Genomic DNA, 14,570 nt, shown 5'->3' on the forward strand with positions numbered 1-14,570 from the left:
GCTTAGGCCCCCGTCATCGCGGCAAGGTCCTTCATCACCGCCTCGGGGAAACCGGCATGGATCGGATAGGCCTCGGACGGCATGTATTGCGTATAGAGGCTGGCGCGCAGGTTCGCCTCATGGCTGACGAAAGCGACCGTTCCGGCCGCACCGCCCCAGCCATATGCGCCGTTCGACACGCGGCCACCGGCGCCGAAGCCCTGCCCTTCGACCCAGGTCCCCTTGGTCGAAGCGGTTTCGGGAAGCAGGTTCGACGTGCCCATCCTGACCGCCGCCTCGCTCATCACGCGCTTGCCGTCGATGGTGCCGTAGCCGAGCAGCATCTTGAGGAAGCGGTCGTAATCGCGCGGGCTGGAAACGAGACCGGCCCCGCCGAAGGGGAAGGCCGGATCGTCGAGATAGATCGAGGCCGGCGCCGGATCGAGTGGCAGCGGCATGCCGCCCATGATGCCGTAATTGGTGGTGAAGCGGCCCACTTCGCTCTTCGGTACGCGGAAGAATGTGCTGTTCATCCCGCTCGGCTCGAAGATCTGCGTGCGCAGGTACTCGTCGAACGACATCCCGCTGGCGACCTCGATCACGCGGCCGAGCAGGTCGAGGCTGACCGAATAACTCCACTTGGTGCCCGGCTGGAGGACCAGCGGCAGCTGCGCGAGATTGTTGGCAAACTTGTCGAGGCCGCGGATCGCCTCTTCGCGGCCAAGGCCGGGGATCGGCAGGCGCGTTACCTGTCCGGGCACGACGCCGTATTTCACGTAAAGATCGCGGATCGGGCCCTTCTGGATGATCGAATAGCCGAGGCCTGCCGTGTGGGTCAGCAGCTGGCGGATCGTGATCGGCCGTTCGGCAGGAACGAGGTCGGTGACCGACCCGTCATAGGTCTTCTGCACCTTCATGTTGGAGAAGGCCGGCAGCACTTCGGCCAGCGGCTGGTCGAGACCCAGCTTGCCCTCGTCGATCAGCATCATCGTGGCCATGCCGGTGACCGGCTTGGTCATTGAATAGATGCGATAGAGGCTGTCCATGTCGACCGGCGTCGCCCCGCCCAGCACCAGCGTGCCCTTGGCGATCAGCAGCGGGTCCTTGTCGCCCCAGCCGAGCGCGGCGGCCATGTTGGCGACCTTGCCTTCCGCCACGTACTTGTTGACCATCGAGGAGACCGACGGCCACCGCGCCGCCGCGCCCTGCGCCATTGCCGCGCTGCCCAGCGGCAGGCCGGACATGGCCGCACCGGCGGTCATCCAAGCGCCGCCCCTCAGCAGCGAACGGCGGGAAAGCGGGGACGTATCGAAATCGCGGTAGGCCATGTAATTCCTCTCGAAACCTGGTGCGCGCGCCGTTTTGGGCAAGCGATCCTGAACGGTCAATTGCGAATCGAAACTATTGCAATCGGCAGGTGACTTACCCATATAGGACACATGCTGAACCTCCTCTCCTTCATCTTCGGAATCGTCTCGCTGGTGATCGTGATCCCGGCGACCATCCCCCTCCTTGGCTGGGCCAACTGGATTGCACTGCCGCTGATCGTGATCGGCGTGGTGCTGGGCCAGCTGTCGTCCAGCAATGCGGGCCGCAATTTCTGCATCGTGGTGATGCTGATCGCAGTGGTCCGCCTGTCGCTGGGCGGCGGGATCATCTAGGCCAGCGCCAGCCGCGCCGCCTTGGCAAAGAGCGTCGGCAGGCCCGCATCCTCGAGCCTGTCGAGCGGCCACCATTCACCCTCGCCGACCGTCTCCCCGATCCTGACGAGGGAGAGCTCGAGATCGAAATGCGTGAAGCCGTGCCGCACGAGGCCTAGCGCCTCGCCAGCGGCATTCCCCGCACCGTCGCCGCGAGCGGACCAGCCGTCGTCCGGCAGCGCGCGCATTCCGCCCAGCATTCCGGTGCCTTCGCGCCGGACCAGCCAGACCTGTCCTTCCCGCTCTATCCAGTATGCCTGGCCCTGGCGCAGCGGCTTGGCCTTTTTCGGCGCCTTGACCGGATAGCGCGAAGGCTCGCCCTCTGCCCGCGCGGCGCAGGCATGTGACAAGGGGCACAGCAGGCACTTGGGGTCGCGCACGGTGCACAGGCCGGAGCCGAGGTCCATCATCGCCTGCGCGAAATCGCCCGCGCGTTCGTCAGGCGTGATTTCGTCGGTTCGCTCACGGATCTGCTTGCGCGAGCCCGGCAGAGGATCGGCGATGGCAAAGAGGCGCGATACGACACGCTCGACATTGGCATCGACCACCACGGCGCGCTGGCCGAACGCAATCGCGGCGACCGCGGCAGCAGTATAAGCACCAAGGCCCGGCAGCTTGCGCAAGGCCTCCTCGTCCGCAGGGAAAGCACCCAGTTCGGCCACGGCCTTTGCCGCTTTCACGAGGTTGCGCGCCCGCGAGTAGTATCCCAGCCCCGCCCATGCCGCCATGACGTCCTCTTCCGGCGCGGCGGCGAGCGCCTGCACATCCGGCCATCGGCCGGTGAATGCCTCGAAATAGGGTTTCACCGCAGCAACCGTGGTCTGCTGCAGCATCACCTCGGACAGCCAGACGCGATAGGGATCGGGCGGCGGCGCACCGGGCCGCGCGCGCCACGGCAGGTCGCGGGCATGCGCGTCGTACCAGTCGAGAAGCGTATCGGAGATGCTGGCGGCCACGGCCCGCCTATGGCATGAGCGCCGCCGTCATGGAAAGCGACAAGCCCGAACCCCCTGCCTCGAGCAGCGAAGCGGTAGGCAAAAAGGCGCCTAAAAAGGCCGCGCGCCCTTATGAACGGCCGCGCGGAGGACAGGCGAAGGCGATTTCCGACCTGATGCCGCAGATCGGCCGCCCCGCCTTCCGCCGTTTCGGTTTCGTCCAGTCCTCCATCGTCAGCCGCTGGCCCGAGATTGTCGGCGATACGCATTCGCTGGTCTGCACGCCGGAAATGATCCGCTTTCCTCCCGGCGAAAAGTCGGATGGGATCCTCGAACTAGTGGTGAAACCCGCCCATGCGCCGCTGATCCAGCAGGTACTGCCGGAAATAATCGAGCGGGTGAACCGGTTCTTCGGCTATCGCGCAGTTGCCCGCATCAAGCTGCGGCAAGGTGCGGTTAAGCCTCCCGAGGGCAGGCAGAAGGCCAAGGCCCCGCCTTCGCTGAAGCCGATTCCTATGGAACTGGGTGACAGCCTGCGCGATATTGGCGACCCGGAACTGCGCGCGGTGCTCGAATCGCTGGCGCGCGGCCTCGGATCGCAGGATGAGAACGGAACCGATTGACGTGAAAATTCCCGCCCGGCTTGTAGCGCCCGCATTCCTCGCCATTGCCGCCACTCTTTCAGCCGCCCCCGCCGCCGCGCGGGACAAGCCCGCTGTCGCCAAGCCGAAGAACGGCAACTGGAGCAGCGTCATCACCGAAACCGCCGGTGGCCACCTGCTCGGAAATCCGGAAGCGGACGCCCGGCTGGTCGAATTCATGAGCTACACCTGCTCGCACTGCGCCGATTTCGCGCGCAGCGGCGAAGGGGCGATCAAGCTGCTCTACGTGCCCAGCGGCAAGGTCGCCTTCGAAGTGCGCCACCTGATCCGCGACCCCGTGGACCTTACCGCAGCGCTGGCTGCCCAGTGCGGTCCGGCGAGCAATTTCTTCGCCAACCATTCGGCGATTATCGGCAAGTATTCCGACTGGATGGCCAAGGCGCGCAGCATGACACAGGCGCAGATGGCGCGCTGGAATTTCGGCAGCTTCGGCTCGCGCGCGCAGGCCATCGCCAGCGATCTCGACTTCTACGAGATCATGGAAGGCCGCGGCTATTCGCGCATCGAGGTCGACAAATGCCTGACCGACGAGGCGCGGGCGCAGGCCATCGCCGCGCAGAGCCAGGCCGATATCCAGAAATTCGGCCTGCGCGGTACACCGACCTTCTTCATGGGTGGCGAACAGCTCGACGCGCATGACTGGAAATCGCTCCAGCCCCATCTCGACGCCCTGTTCCGCAAGTGAACCGGGCAACCGCGGGGTTGCCTTTACCGGGGACAGCCCTGTGGACACCGCTTCCGTGGCGCTTCACCTGCGCCGGACCCTAGCCTAGCCTTTTTCATCCACTCGAGAGGAATCCGATGAAGACCAGCCTGCGTTTCGCCCTTGCAGCCCCCCTCGCACTCGCGCTTGCCGCCTGTGGCGGCGATGCCGGGGAAGCGGAAGTCGGCGCCCTCGAAGGCGAAGCCATCGCCGCCATTCCCGCCCCTGAAGGTTCGAGCTGGCTCGAAACTGCCAGCAAGACCGCGGAAGGCGGCTTCGTCATCGGCAATCCCGATGCCCCGATCAAGCTGGTGGAATTCGCCAGCCACACCTGCGGAGCCTGCGCCTATTTCGCGGAAACCGGCTCGGCCCCGCTCCAGCAGGACTACGTCAGCACCGGCGTCGTGAGCTACGAAATCCGCCCGCTGCTGCGCGATCCGCTGGACGTGACCATTTCGACGCTGGCCCAGTGCGGCGCTCCGGAAAGCTTCCACGCCCTGTCCGACCAGGCATGGGCCGCCCTGCCGAGCTTCGGTGAAGCCTTGCAGGCCAGCGGTGCCTACGAATCCGCCATGTCCGCCCCGCCGGAACAGCGCTTCCTGCTGCTGGCACAGGGCGCGGGCCTGATCGACTTCTTCGCCTCGCGCGGGCTGTCGGCTGACCAGGCGCGCAGCTGCCTCGCCGATACGGCCAAGATCGAAGAGATGGCCAATACCTCGCGCGCCGCGGCCGATGCGGCCAAGGTCACCGGCACGCCCACCTTCTTCCTCAACGGCAACCGTATCGAGGAAAACCAGTGGGCCGCGCTCGAACCCATCCTGCAGCGCGCCGGCGCCAGGTAAGGGCCGAGGCAGGGGGGCGATACGGCGATGCTCATCAAACAGCTCAGGTTGAGCGGTTTCAAGAGCTTCGTCGAGCCGTCCACCCTGCGCATCGAACCCGGACTGACGGGCGTCGTCGGCCCGAACGGCTGCGGCAAGTCCAACCTGCTCGAAGCGATCCGCTGGGTGATGGGCGAAAACTCGCCCAAGTCCATGCGCTCGGGCGGGATGGAAGACGTAATCTTCGCCGGCACCGCTACCCGCCCGCCGCGCGACTTCGCCGAAGTCCAGCTGTCCGCCGAAAGTGACGAGGGCGACGAACTCGAAGTCATTCGCCGGATCGAACGCGGTGCCGGCAGCGCCTACCGCGTCAACGGCAAGGACGTGCGCGCCAAGGACGTGGCGCTGACCTTTGCCGACGCGGCGACCGGTGCGCACAGCCCCGCCCTCGTCAGCCAGGGCAAGATCGCGCAGGTCATCGCGGCCAAGCCGCAGGAACGGCGCATGATGCTGGAAGAGGCGGCGGGCATTGCCGGCCTCCACGTCCGGCGCAAGGATGCCGAAAGCAAGCTGCGGCAGACCGAAACCAACCTCGCGCGGCTCGAAGACCTCATGGCGGGCCTCGACAGCCAGATCGCTTCGCTGCGCCGCCAGGCCAAGCAGGCGGAACGCTACAAGAAGCTGTCCGACGAGATCAAATCGGCAGAAGCCCGGTTGGTGTTCGCCCGCTGGCGCGATGCCGCCGCTGCCGCCGAAGCGGCCAAGAAAGCCGCCGGAGAGGCAGAGGCCCGCGTCGCGCAGGCGCAGGCTGCCGCCGATGAAGCCCAGAAGGCCCAGCGCGCCGCCGCCGAAGCCCTTGCCGAAGCGCGCGAGGAACAGGCCGACCGCCGCGACGATGCCAGCGCCCACGGCCACCGCATGGCCGCGCTCACCAGCCAGTTGGAAGCCGCCGAACAGCGCCTTGCCGACCTCGAACGGCAGAAGAAACGGCTCGAGGAAGATCGCGGCGATGCCGACCGGTTGACCAAGGATGCTGCCGAGGCCCTTGCCCGGCTGGAAAAGGAGCTGGCCGCCAGCGAAAAGGACCTTGCCGCCAACGAGGAACGCCGCCCGGCCCTCGTCGCGCAGAGCGAGGACGCGGAACGCGCCAGCCGGACCGCCGAACTTGCGCTTGCCAAGGCCACCGCCGACAATGCGGGCGTCGAAGCCGAATGGCGCGTGGTCGAGGCGGAAATCACACAGGCAAAGCTGCGGCTCGACCGCGTCGAAGCCGAAGGCCGCCGCATGGCCGACCAGCGCGGCGCACTCGCCGGAGAAGACGTCGACGGAGCGCTCGAACGCGCGAAAAAGGCCGCGCAGGACGCTACCGCCTCGCTCGAACAGCAGCGTACTGCCCTTGAAGCCATGCAGGCTCGCAAGGCGGAACTGCAGGCCGCAAGGGACGAGGCAGCCAGCGCGCTCTCCAGCGCCCGCGCCGAACTTTCGGGCGTAGAGCGCGAACACGCCGCCCTGCTGCGCGACCGCGAGGCACGCGAGAGGGCCGCGGCCAAACGCTCCGGCCGCCAGCAGGCGATCGACGGCGTGCGTGCGGCCAAGGGCTATGAACGCGCCGCTGCCGCCGCGCTGGGCCGCGACGGCAAGGCATTGCTCGGCCTGCCGGAAGACGGCGCGGAAGGGCGCTACTGGACCGGGGCCGATGCGCCGAAGAAGGTGGCTCACAGCCTTGCCGACCATCTCGATGCCTGCCCCGCCGAATTGTGCGCCCGCCTCGCCCTCGTCCACGTGGCGGAGAGTGACGACGGGCGCAGCCTCGCGCCGGGCGAAAGCCTCGTCACCATGGCCGGGCACCTGCGCCGCTGGGACGGCCTCGTCGTGCGCGGCGAAGGCGCGGCCGAAGCTGCCCGCCTGGAAGCCGACAACCGCTTTGCCGAACTGGATGCGCAGCTGCCCTCGTTGCAGGCCGCGCTGGAAGCCGCAGAAAGCACGCAGTCAAGCGCAAGCGAGGAACTCTCGACCCTCCAACGCGACCTGATCGCGGCCGAGCGCGAGCTTGCCGGAGCCGCCGATGCGGAACGGCAGGCCCTGCGCGCACTCGACCTGGCCGAAGCCGCGCGCGAACGCATCGCTGCGCGCCTCGCCGAACTCGAACGGGCAGAGGGCGAGCATGCCGAACTCGTCGCTGCCGCAAAGACCGACCTTGCCGCTGCCGAGGCCAAGCGCAGCGCCCTGCCCGATCCCGAAGCCGGCCGCGCCTCGCTCGAAGCCGCCCGCGCGAAGAACGAGGCGGCCCGCGCCGCCCTGCAGGCCCGTGCCGCCGAACTCGCAGCGCACGACCAGGGCCTTGCCGTCTCGCGCGAACGCACCAGCGCCCAGCGCTCCGACATGGCCAACTGGCAGGCGCGTTCGGGCGAAGCGGCCAGGCGCCTGTCCGACATGGCCCGCCGCTTCGAGGAAATCGAGGAAGAGCGCGCCGTCTACGCCGCCAAGCCTGAAGGTCTCATGCGCGAGATCGAACAGGGCGACCAGGTGCGCGAGCGGCTGGGCCGCGAACTGGCCGAAGCCGAGGCCGCCGTCGCCGCCGCGAACGAGCGGGCACAGGAGGCCGAACGCGGCTTCGCTGCGGCCAACGAGGCACTCGCAGCCGCCCGCGAAAACCGCGCCGGTCTGACCGCACGCGCCGAGAACGAGGACGGTCGCCGCATCGAGATGGCGCGCATTTCGGGCGAACGCTTCCAGTCGCCCCCGCCGCTGCTGCCGGCGAAGTTCGAATTCGACGAAACCGCAGTCAAATCCGCCGAGGCCGAGGCCGAGGAAATGGACCGCCTGACCGCCAGCCGCGAGCGCATCGGCCCGGTGAACCTCGTCGCCGCCGAAGAGCTGGAGCGGATCGAGAGCGAGCACGGCTCCAACGCGGCCGAACAGGAAGAACTGCGCGAGGCGGTCAACCGGCTGCGCGGATCGATCGGCAGCCTCAACCGCGAGGGGCGCGAGCGGCTGCGCGAGGCGTTCGAGCGGGTCAACGACCACTTCAAGCATCTCTTCACTCGCCTGTTCGAAGGCGGCGAGGCGCATCTTGCCCTCATCGACAGCGACGATCCGCTGGAAGCGGGCCTCGAGATCTTCGCCCAGCCGCCGGGCAAGCGCCTGCAGTCGCTGACCCTGCTGTCGGGCGGCGAACAGGCGCTGACCGCGACCGCGCTGATCTTCGCGCTGTTCCTGACCAATCCCGCACCGATCTGCGTGCTGGACGAAGTCGACGCGCCGCTGGACGATGCGAATATCGACCGCTTCTGCGACCTGCTCGACGCGATGGTGAAGGAAACCGACACGCGTTACCTCATCGTCACGCACAATGCCGTCACGATGAGCCGCATGCACCGCCTGTTCGGCGTCACCATGATCGAGAAAGGCATCAGCCGCCTCGTCAGCGTGGACTTGGGCGGAGCAGAGGAACTGCTGGCGGCGGAGTAGTCTGCCCGCTCGTCCTGCGTTGTGGGAGGACAGAGAGATGACCAGACTGAAGACGCATATCGAAAGCCACGCGACTTCTCGCATCGGCTGGCTGCGAGCCGCCGTCATGGGCGCCAATGACGGCATCGTTTCGACAGCAAGCCTGATCGTCGGCGTCGCTGCAGCCAGTGCGGGACGAAGCGAGATCCTTATTGCGGGCATGGCTTCGCTGTTTGCCGGCGCGATGTCGATGGCCGCAGGCGAGTATGTTTCGGTCAGTTCGCAGGCCGACACGGAGAAGGCCGACCTCGCCCGGGAAAGGAAAGAACTGGCAAGCGACCCGGAATTCGAACACGCGGAACTGGCATCGGTTTACGAGGCGCGCGGCGTCGACGCCACGACAGCGAAGGAAGTCGCCCGGCAGATGATGGCGCATGATGCCTTGACTGCGCATGCACGCGACGAACTGGGCATTTCTGAAGTCAGCACGGCTCGCCCGCTCCAGGCGGCGATTGCGTCCGCTCTCACCTTCATCGCAGGCGCTGCCGCACCGCTTCTTGTGGTGCCCTTCGCACCGCTTGCATCAATGGTGGTGGCCGTGGCCGCTGCTTCGCTCGTGTGCCTTGCAGTCCTTGGGGCGCTGGGTGCCAAGGCTGGCGGGGCGCAGGTAGTGCCATCGATAGTCAGGGTCGTGTTCTGGGGTGCGATGGCGATGGTCGTCACCGCATTGGTCGGAAAACTGTTTGGCGCCGCTGTGGCCTAGATAATTTGCCGACCCGCCTTTTGGGTGCACCATCCGTTACATGTGGAAGAAATATGCTGAAAATTGATCGCTCCTGGATCCTTGCCGTGACGGCTGTCGGATTGGCGTGCCCGGCCGCAGCCGCTGGCGTCGAGCCCCCCCTACTTCCCATGACAGAGACTGAATTCGCGCGCCCAGAACTGCCGCCGATCCTGCCGATGCGGGAAAGAGCTGAGGTGATCGATGAAATCCTCGCTGAGCGGCTGGAAACGGTGATCCCGGCCATCATGCGCGAGCAGGGGGTGGATTTCTGGCTGCTGATGTCACGCGAATATTTCGAGGATCCGGTCACCGCCACCATGCTCGATGCCGAAAGCATGCACGCACGCCGGCGCACGATCCTCGTCTTCCACGATCCGGGTGACGGCCAGCCGGTCGAGCGCCTGACGGTGAGCCGCTACGGCCTTGCCGACCTGTTCGAAGCCTCCTGGTCGCCGGAAGCACAGCCTGACCAGTGGCAGGCGGTGGCCGACATCATCACCCGGCGTGACCCGGCAAAGATCGCCGTCAATTTTTCCAACCTGACCGCCTTCGGCGACGGCATGACGCTGAGCCAGTACCGCGCCTTCACCGAGGCGCTGCCGGAGGGTTACGAGAACCGGATCGTGTCCGGCGAAGCGCTGTCGATCCGTTGGCTGGAAAGCCGCACTCCGCGGGAGCTGGAAATCTACCCGGGCATCGTGCGGATCGCGCATTCGATCATCGGCACCGCCTTCTCGCGCGAGGTCATCACGCCGGGCAAGACGAGCGTCGAGGAAGTGCAGTGGTGGTACCGTGAAAGGCTGGCCGAACTGGGCCTCACGCCGTGGTTCCACCCCTCGGTCGGCATCCAGCGACAGGGGCGCGAAGGCATGCTGCGCGGGAGCGAGGTCATCCAGCCGGGCGACCTGCTGTGGACCGATTTCGGCATTACCTATCTGCGTCTCAACACCGACACCCAGCACCTCGCCTATGTCCTGAAGCCGGGCGAGACGCAGGCACCTGCGGGCCTCGTGGCGGGGCTGAAGGCGACCAACCGGGTGCAGGACCTGCTGCTCGCATCCTTTGAGGCCGGGCTGAGCGGTAACGAAGTACTCGCCCGCACCCGCGAAAAGGCGCTGGCCGAAGGGCTGGACCCGTCGATCTATTCGCATCCAATCGGCTTTCACGGACACGGGGCGGGCACGGCCATCGGGTTCTGGGACAACCAGAACGGCGATCCGCGCGGCGCCTATCCGGTGCAGGCCGGGACTACATGGTCGATCGAGCTTACCAATTACCACAAGGTGCCCGAATGGAGCGGCCAACGGGTCGATTTCCGGTCCGAGGAAGACGCGTGGTTCGACGGGGAGCGTGTGCGCTTCCTCGATGGGCGGCAGACCGAATTGACGCTAATACCCTCCAATTGATCCAGCCTGATTGAGCGAGGCTTCATGCAACTGGCCTCTCCTAGTTTTGCCGAAGCCGTGCGGGTGTTCGCGCGCATCGGCCTGCTGAGTTTCGGCGGGCCTGCGGGCCAGATCGCACTGATGCACCGCGAACTGGTCGATGAGCGCCAGTGGGTCGGCGAGGAAGATTTCCTCAACGGGCTCAATTTCTGCCACCTCCTGCCCGGTCCCGAAGCGCAGCAGCTGGCGACGTGGATCGGATGGCGGCTGCACGGCTGGCGCGGCGGCGTGGTCGCGGGCACGCTGTTCGTCATCCCGGGTGCGCTGGTGGTCCTACTGCTTTCGGCGCTCTATGTTGTCGCGGCCGACCTTGCCTGGTTCGAGGCGCTCTTCCTCGGCATCAAGGCCGCGGTCTTGGCCATTGTGGCGCAGGCGCTGCTGCGGATTGCGGGACGGTCGCTCGACACGGGGTTCAAGCGTGCGCTTGCCATTATGGCCTTTGCCAGCCTGTTCCTGTTTGCGCTGCCCTTCCCGCTGGTCGTCCTCTTGGCAGGCGCTGCCGGTGCGCTGGCGGCATTGAAGCGGCCTGGCTGGCTGGCGCTCAAGCCTGCGTCGGCACTGGCAGAACGCGGGCCCCGCCCTTGGAAAGCCACTCTGAAAGCCGTGCTGGTGTGGGGCGCGATCTGGGCCGCGCCGATCATCGCCATCGACATCGGCCTGGGGCGAGAGCATCGCCTGTGGGACATCGCGATGTTCTTCTCGCAGCTGGCCGTGGTGACATTCGGCGGGGCCTATGCGGTGCTCGCCTACATGGCGCAGGAAGCCGTGACCGGTTTCGGCTGGCTGCAACCGGGCGAGATGGCCGACGGCCTCGGCCTTGCCGAGACCACGCCGGGCCCGCTGATCCTCGTCACCCAGTTCGTCGGCTATCTCGCCGCGTTCAGGGCACCCGAGCCGTTCACTCCCTTCGTCGCGGGGCTGATCGGCGCAGGACTGACCACCTGGGTCACCTTCGCGCCCTGCTTCCTGTGGATCTTCGCCTTTGCACCGTGGATCGACCGGATGCGCGATGCGGTGCGGCTGAAGGGCGCGTTGGCAGGCGTGACCGCGGCTATTGTCGGGGTGATCGCAAATCTCACCGTGTGGTTCGCGCTCCATGTCCTGTTTGCGCGCGTGGGCGACGGGGCGGCCGGACCAGTGCGGGTGCTCGCGCCGGAATGGGCGAGTTTCGACTGGCGCGCAGGCTCGCTGGCGCTGGTCGCCGGAGTCCTGATCTTCAGGTTGGGCTGGAGCGTGCCGCAAGTTCTCGCAGCCTGCGCCGGTGGGGGACTGCTACTCGGCCTTGCAACCTAGACTGCGCGCCTAGGCGGAAAGGGCGGCTTTCAGTTCGTCGCGGATGGCCTTGAGGCGCGGCAGGATCGCATCGGTACCTGCCGAGGGCTGGGCCTGCACCACCGGGGCGCTTTCAGCTTCGGGAGCGCCGCGCAGGGCAGCCTTGGCGCCTTTCAGCGTATAGCCTTCACGGTTGACCAGCCGGTCGATCCGCTCGACCAGCGCGACATCTTCCGCGCGGTAATAGCGGCGGCCACCGGAACGTTTCAGGGGCTTGAGGCTGGGGAACTGCTGTTCCCAGTAGCGCAGCACATGCGTCTTGATGCCGGTCGCCTTGGCAACCTCGCCAATGGTGCGCAGTGCGCCGTCGTCCTTGTGGTCGTCGAATTCCGCCATCACGACCCCTTAGCAGTCATCCGTTCGCGACGCGATCCTTCAGGAGCTGGCTTGCCCGGAAAGTCATCACGCGGCGCGGCGTGATCGGCACTTCGACACCCGTCTTGGGGTTACGGCCGATCCGTTCCTTCTTGTCGCGCAGCACGAAGCTGCCGAAACCGGAAATCTTGACGTTTTCACCGCGCACCAGCGCATCGGTCATCTTGCCGAGAACCTGTTCGACAAGGTCCAGCGATTCCGCCCGGCTCAGTCCCATTTTCCGATTGATAGTCTCTGCCAGGTCGGCGCGGGTCAGTGTTCCCACCGAGCGCATCATATCCATCTCACTCTCCCAGACGCGACCCTGGGGTTCGATTCTAGATATCCAACATACTGTATTGCGGCGAGTTTCACAACCGAATGAAACAAATGTTTCATCGCCTACATGCGGGCGAGCGAGGCACCCCATGTGAAACCGCCGCCCATGGCCTCGAACATGACCAGATCGCCTTCCTTGATCCGGCCGTCGCGGCGGGCGACGTCGAAGGCGAGCGGCACCGAAGCGGCAGAGGTATTGGCGTGGCGGTCGACCGTGACGACGACCTTTTCGGCCGGCAGGTCGAGCTTGCGCGCGGTCGCATCGAGGATGCGGGCATTGGCCTGGTGCGGCACGACCCAGTCGATATCGGCAGCCTGTGCCCCTGCATCGGCGAGCACTTCGCGCAGCACGTCGGCCAGGTTCACGACCGCGTGGCGGAAGACCTCGCGGCCCTTCATGCGCAGCTTGCCGACCTCGCCCGTGGTTGACGGCCCGCCATCGACATAGAGCAGGTCGCAATGCGCGCCGTCGGCATGCAGCTTGGTCGACAGGATACCCGGACCGTCTTCGGCAACGTCGCGTGCCTCGAGCACGACCGCGCCCGCCCCGTCGCCGAACAGGACGCAGGTGGTGCGGTCTTCCCAGTCGAGGATGCGGCTGAAGGTTTCCGCGCCGATGACCAGCGCCTTTTTCGCCATGCCGGTCCGCAGGAGCGATTCGGCAGTACCCAGCGCGTAGAGGAAGCCCGAGCACACGGCCTGCACGTCGAAAGCGACGCAGCCGTTGCAGCCAAGCGCATTCTGCACCTGCGTGGCAGTGGCGGGGAAGGTGTGGTCCGGCGTCGCGGTAGCGAGCACGATGAGACCGATCTCCGCCGCGTCCACGCCTGCATCCTCAAGCGCGCGGCGCGCAGCCTGCGTGGCGAGGGTCGAGGTCGTCTCGCCTTCGGCGGCGATATAGCGCTGGCGGATGCCCGTGCGTTCGACGATCCACTCGTCGCTGGTATCCACACGCTCGGCCAAATCGGCATTGGTCACGCAGTTCGCGGGCAGCGCGCTTCCGCTGCCGGTGATGACCGCGCGGATCATTTTCCGTTGAAGCCCTGCGTGTCGATCTTGCCCAGATCGTTGGCGATACGGTTGGTGATGTCGTCCTCCAGCAGGCGGGCGGCGACTTCCACCGCATTGGCGACGCCTTTGGCATTCGCGCTGCCGTGGCTTTTCACGACCACGCCGTTGAGGCCGAGGAAGACCGCGCCATTGTGGTTGTTGGGGTCGAGATGGTGCTTCAGCAGTTCGGTCGCCGGGCGCGACACTAGGAAGCCGACCTTGGACCGGATGCTGGAAGTGAAGGCCTGGCGCAGCAGGTCGGTCACGAAGCGTGCCGCGCCCTCGATCGCCTTGAGCGCGATATTGCCGGAAAAGCCGTCGCACACGACCACGTCGCATTCGCCGCGGTTGATCTTGTCGGCTTCGACATAGCCGGCAAAATCCATCGCCAGATTGTCGGCCGCGCGCAGCGCGTCGGCGGCAGCCTGGATATCCTCGGTGCCCTTGGTCTCTTCCGTGCCGATATTCAGCAGGCGCACGCGCGGACGTTCGCGCCCGGTGACGATACGCGAATAGGCAGCGCCCATAATGGCGAATTGGACGAGGTTGCGCGCATCGCAATCGCGGTTCGCGCCGAGGTCGAGCATGATGACGTCGTTTTCGCCGAGCGTGGGCAGCAGGGCCGCCAGCGCCGGACGGTCGAGGCCGGGCATGGTGCGCAGGGCAAGTTTGCTCATTGCCATCAGCGCGCCGGTGTTGCCGGCGGACACGGCAGCGCCGGCCTCGCCGCGCTTCACCGCGTCGACGGCCAGCCCCATGCTGGTGGTCTTGGCACGGCGCAGGGCGCGGCTGGGCAGCTCGTCACCGGCGACTACGTCGTCGCAATGCAGGATTTCCGAAGCGCCGGACATGCCCGGGTGCGTTTCGAGCGCCGCCTTGATGCGGGTTTCGTCGCCGACCAGCAGGAACTTGAATCGATCGTGGCGCCTACGCGCAAGCGCGGCGCCTTCGATCATGGTGCGAACGCCTTCGTCCCCGCCCATCGCGTCGATAGCGATACGCGGCAAACTCATGAC

14 protein-coding genes are annotated in these 14,570 nt (G+C 66.5%); 8 read left to right on the forward strand and 6 right to left on the reverse strand.

The features are described 5' to 3' along the window. Positions 1-2: 2 nt before the first annotated feature. Complete coding sequence (locus LCL94_RS02500; RefSeq protein ID WP_224830845.1) at positions 3-1,307, reverse strand: serine hydrolase domain-containing protein; 1,305 nt, start codon at positions 1,305-1,307, stop codon at positions 3-5. Positions 1,308-1,418: 111 nt separating this feature from the next. Between LCL94_RS02500 and LCL94_RS02505 the strand changes: the two genes are divergently transcribed. Beyond that, positions 1,419-1,640 carry a hypothetical protein gene (locus LCL94_RS02505; protein ID WP_160607595.1) on the forward strand — a complete coding sequence of 74 codons (222 nt, stop codon included), beginning with the start codon at positions 1,419-1,421 and terminating at the stop codon, positions 1,638-1,640. Here LCL94_RS02505 and mutY read toward each other — a convergent pair. Further along, complete coding sequence (gene mutY / locus LCL94_RS02510) at positions 1,637-2,635, reverse strand: A/G-specific adenine glycosylase (RefSeq protein ID WP_224830846.1); 999 nt, start codon at positions 2,633-2,635, stop codon at positions 1,637-1,639. The genes LCL94_RS02505 and mutY overlap by 4 nt on opposite strands. A 14-nt stretch (positions 2,636-2,649) precedes the next feature. Here mutY and LCL94_RS02515 point away from each other — a divergent pair, with 14 nt between their 5' ends. The 7 genes from LCL94_RS02515 to chrA all read left to right on the forward strand — a co-directional run bounded on the left by LCL94_RS02515 (position 2,650) and on the right by chrA (position 11,772). Next, positions 2,650-3,237 carry a DUF721 domain-containing protein gene (locus tag LCL94_RS02515; RefSeq protein ID WP_224830847.1) on the forward strand — a complete coding sequence of 196 codons (588 nt, stop codon included), beginning with the start codon at positions 2,650-2,652 and terminating at the stop codon, positions 3,235-3,237. Position 3,238: 1 nt separating this feature from the next. Next, complete coding sequence (locus tag LCL94_RS02520) at positions 3,239-3,961, forward strand: thioredoxin domain-containing protein (protein WP_224830848.1); 723 nt, start codon at positions 3,239-3,241, stop codon at positions 3,959-3,961. Between the two features lie 116 nt (positions 3,962-4,077). Then, complete coding sequence (locus tag LCL94_RS02525; protein ID WP_224830849.1) at positions 4,078-4,821, forward strand: thioredoxin domain-containing protein; 744 nt, start codon at positions 4,078-4,080, stop codon at positions 4,819-4,821. Between the two features lie 27 nt (positions 4,822-4,848). Beyond that, the gene (gene smc, locus LCL94_RS02530; protein ID WP_224830850.1) at positions 4,849-8,271 is read left to right on the forward strand and encodes a chromosome segregation protein SMC; all 3,423 of its coding nucleotides are present in this window, start codon (positions 4,849-4,851) and stop codon (positions 8,269-8,271) included. A gap of 37 nt (positions 8,272-8,308) precedes the next feature. After that, positions 8,309-9,013, forward strand: coding sequence for a VIT family protein (locus LCL94_RS02535; RefSeq protein ID WP_224830851.1), 705 nt, complete (start codon positions 8,309-8,311; stop codon positions 9,011-9,013). 149 nt (positions 9,014-9,162) lie between these two features. After that, entirely contained in the window at positions 9,163-10,440 is a 1,278-nt protein-coding gene (locus tag LCL94_RS02540; RefSeq protein ID WP_224830852.1) for a M24 family metallopeptidase, read from the forward strand. 24 nt (positions 10,441-10,464) lie between these two features. Then, positions 10,465-11,772, forward strand: coding sequence for a chromate efflux transporter (gene chrA, locus LCL94_RS02545; RefSeq protein ID WP_224830853.1), 1,308 nt, complete (start codon positions 10,465-10,467; stop codon positions 11,770-11,772). A 9-nt stretch (positions 11,773-11,781) separates the two neighbouring features. Here chrA and LCL94_RS02550 read toward each other — a convergent pair whose 3' ends face one another. The 4 genes from LCL94_RS02550 to plsX all read right to left on the reverse strand — a co-directional run bounded on the left by LCL94_RS02550 (position 11,782) and on the right by plsX (position 14,567). Continuing rightward, positions 11,782-12,147, reverse strand: coding sequence for a MerR family transcriptional regulator (locus LCL94_RS02550; RefSeq protein ID WP_224830854.1), 366 nt, complete (start codon positions 12,145-12,147; stop codon positions 11,782-11,784). 16 nt (positions 12,148-12,163) lie between these two features. Beyond that, positions 12,164-12,463 carry an integration host factor subunit alpha gene (locus LCL94_RS02555; RefSeq protein WP_199800526.1) on the reverse strand — a complete coding sequence of 100 codons (300 nt, stop codon included), beginning with the start codon at positions 12,461-12,463 and terminating at the stop codon, positions 12,164-12,166. Between the two features lie 104 nt (positions 12,464-12,567). Continuing rightward, positions 12,568-13,533 (reverse strand): beta-ketoacyl-ACP synthase III, encoded by a 966-nt coding sequence (locus LCL94_RS02560; protein WP_263611750.1) that lies wholly within the window; start codon positions 13,531-13,533, stop codon positions 12,568-12,570. After that, a complete protein-coding gene (gene plsX / locus LCL94_RS02565; protein ID WP_224830855.1) occupies positions 13,530-14,567 on the reverse strand; it encodes a phosphate acyltransferase PlsX in 1,038 nt (345 codons plus the stop codon). Before plsX ends, LCL94_RS02560 begins: the two co-directional genes overlap by 4 nt. Positions 14,568-14,570: the final 3 nt, after the last annotated feature.

Source organism: Qipengyuania gaetbuli (genome assembly GCF_020171365.1).
Lineage (GTDB): Bacteria > Pseudomonadota > Alphaproteobacteria > Sphingomonadales > Sphingomonadaceae > Qipengyuania > Qipengyuania gaetbuli_B.

What these genes read in the sequence shown, in the direction of transcription:
- LCL94_RS02500 (WP_224830845.1), bottom strand. Translation starts at nt 1,307, where the DNA reads ATGGCCTACCGCGATTTCGATACGTCCCCGCTTTCCCGCCGTTCGCTG.
- LCL94_RS02505 (WP_160607595.1), top strand. Translation starts at nt 1,419, where the DNA reads ATGCTGAACCTCCTCTCCTTCATCTTCGGAATCGTCTCGCTGGTGATC.
- LCL94_RS02515 (WP_224830847.1), top strand. Translation starts at nt 2,650, where the DNA reads ATGAGCGCCGCCGTCATGGAAAGCGACAAGCCCGAACCCCCTGCCTCG.
- LCL94_RS02525 (WP_224830849.1), top strand. Translation starts at nt 4,078, where the DNA reads ATGAAGACCAGCCTGCGTTTCGCCCTTGCAGCCCCCCTCGCACTCGCG.
- smc (WP_224830850.1), top strand. Translation starts at nt 4,849, where the DNA reads ATGCTCATCAAACAGCTCAGGTTGAGCGGTTTCAAGAGCTTCGTCGAG.
- LCL94_RS02535 (WP_224830851.1), top strand. Translation starts at nt 8,309, where the DNA reads ATGACCAGACTGAAGACGCATATCGAAAGCCACGCGACTTCTCGCATC.
- LCL94_RS02540 (WP_224830852.1), top strand. Translation starts at nt 9,163, where the DNA reads ATGACAGAGACTGAATTCGCGCGCCCAGAACTGCCGCCGATCCTGCCG.
- chrA (WP_224830853.1), top strand. Translation starts at nt 10,465, where the DNA reads ATGCAACTGGCCTCTCCTAGTTTTGCCGAAGCCGTGCGGGTGTTCGCG.
- LCL94_RS02550 (WP_224830854.1), bottom strand. Translation starts at nt 12,147, where the DNA reads ATGGCGGAATTCGACGACCACAAGGACGACGGCGCACTGCGCACCATT.
- LCL94_RS02555 (WP_199800526.1), bottom strand. Translation starts at nt 12,463, where the DNA reads ATGATGCGCTCGGTGGGAACACTGACCCGCGCCGACCTGGCAGAGACT.
- LCL94_RS02560 (WP_263611750.1), bottom strand. Translation starts at nt 13,533, where the DNA reads ATGATCCGCGCGGTCATCACCGGCAGCGGAAGCGCGCTGCCCGCGAAC.
- plsX (WP_224830855.1), bottom strand. Translation starts at nt 14,567, where the DNA reads ATGAGTTTGCCGCGTATCGCTATCGACGCGATGGGCGGGGACGAAGGC.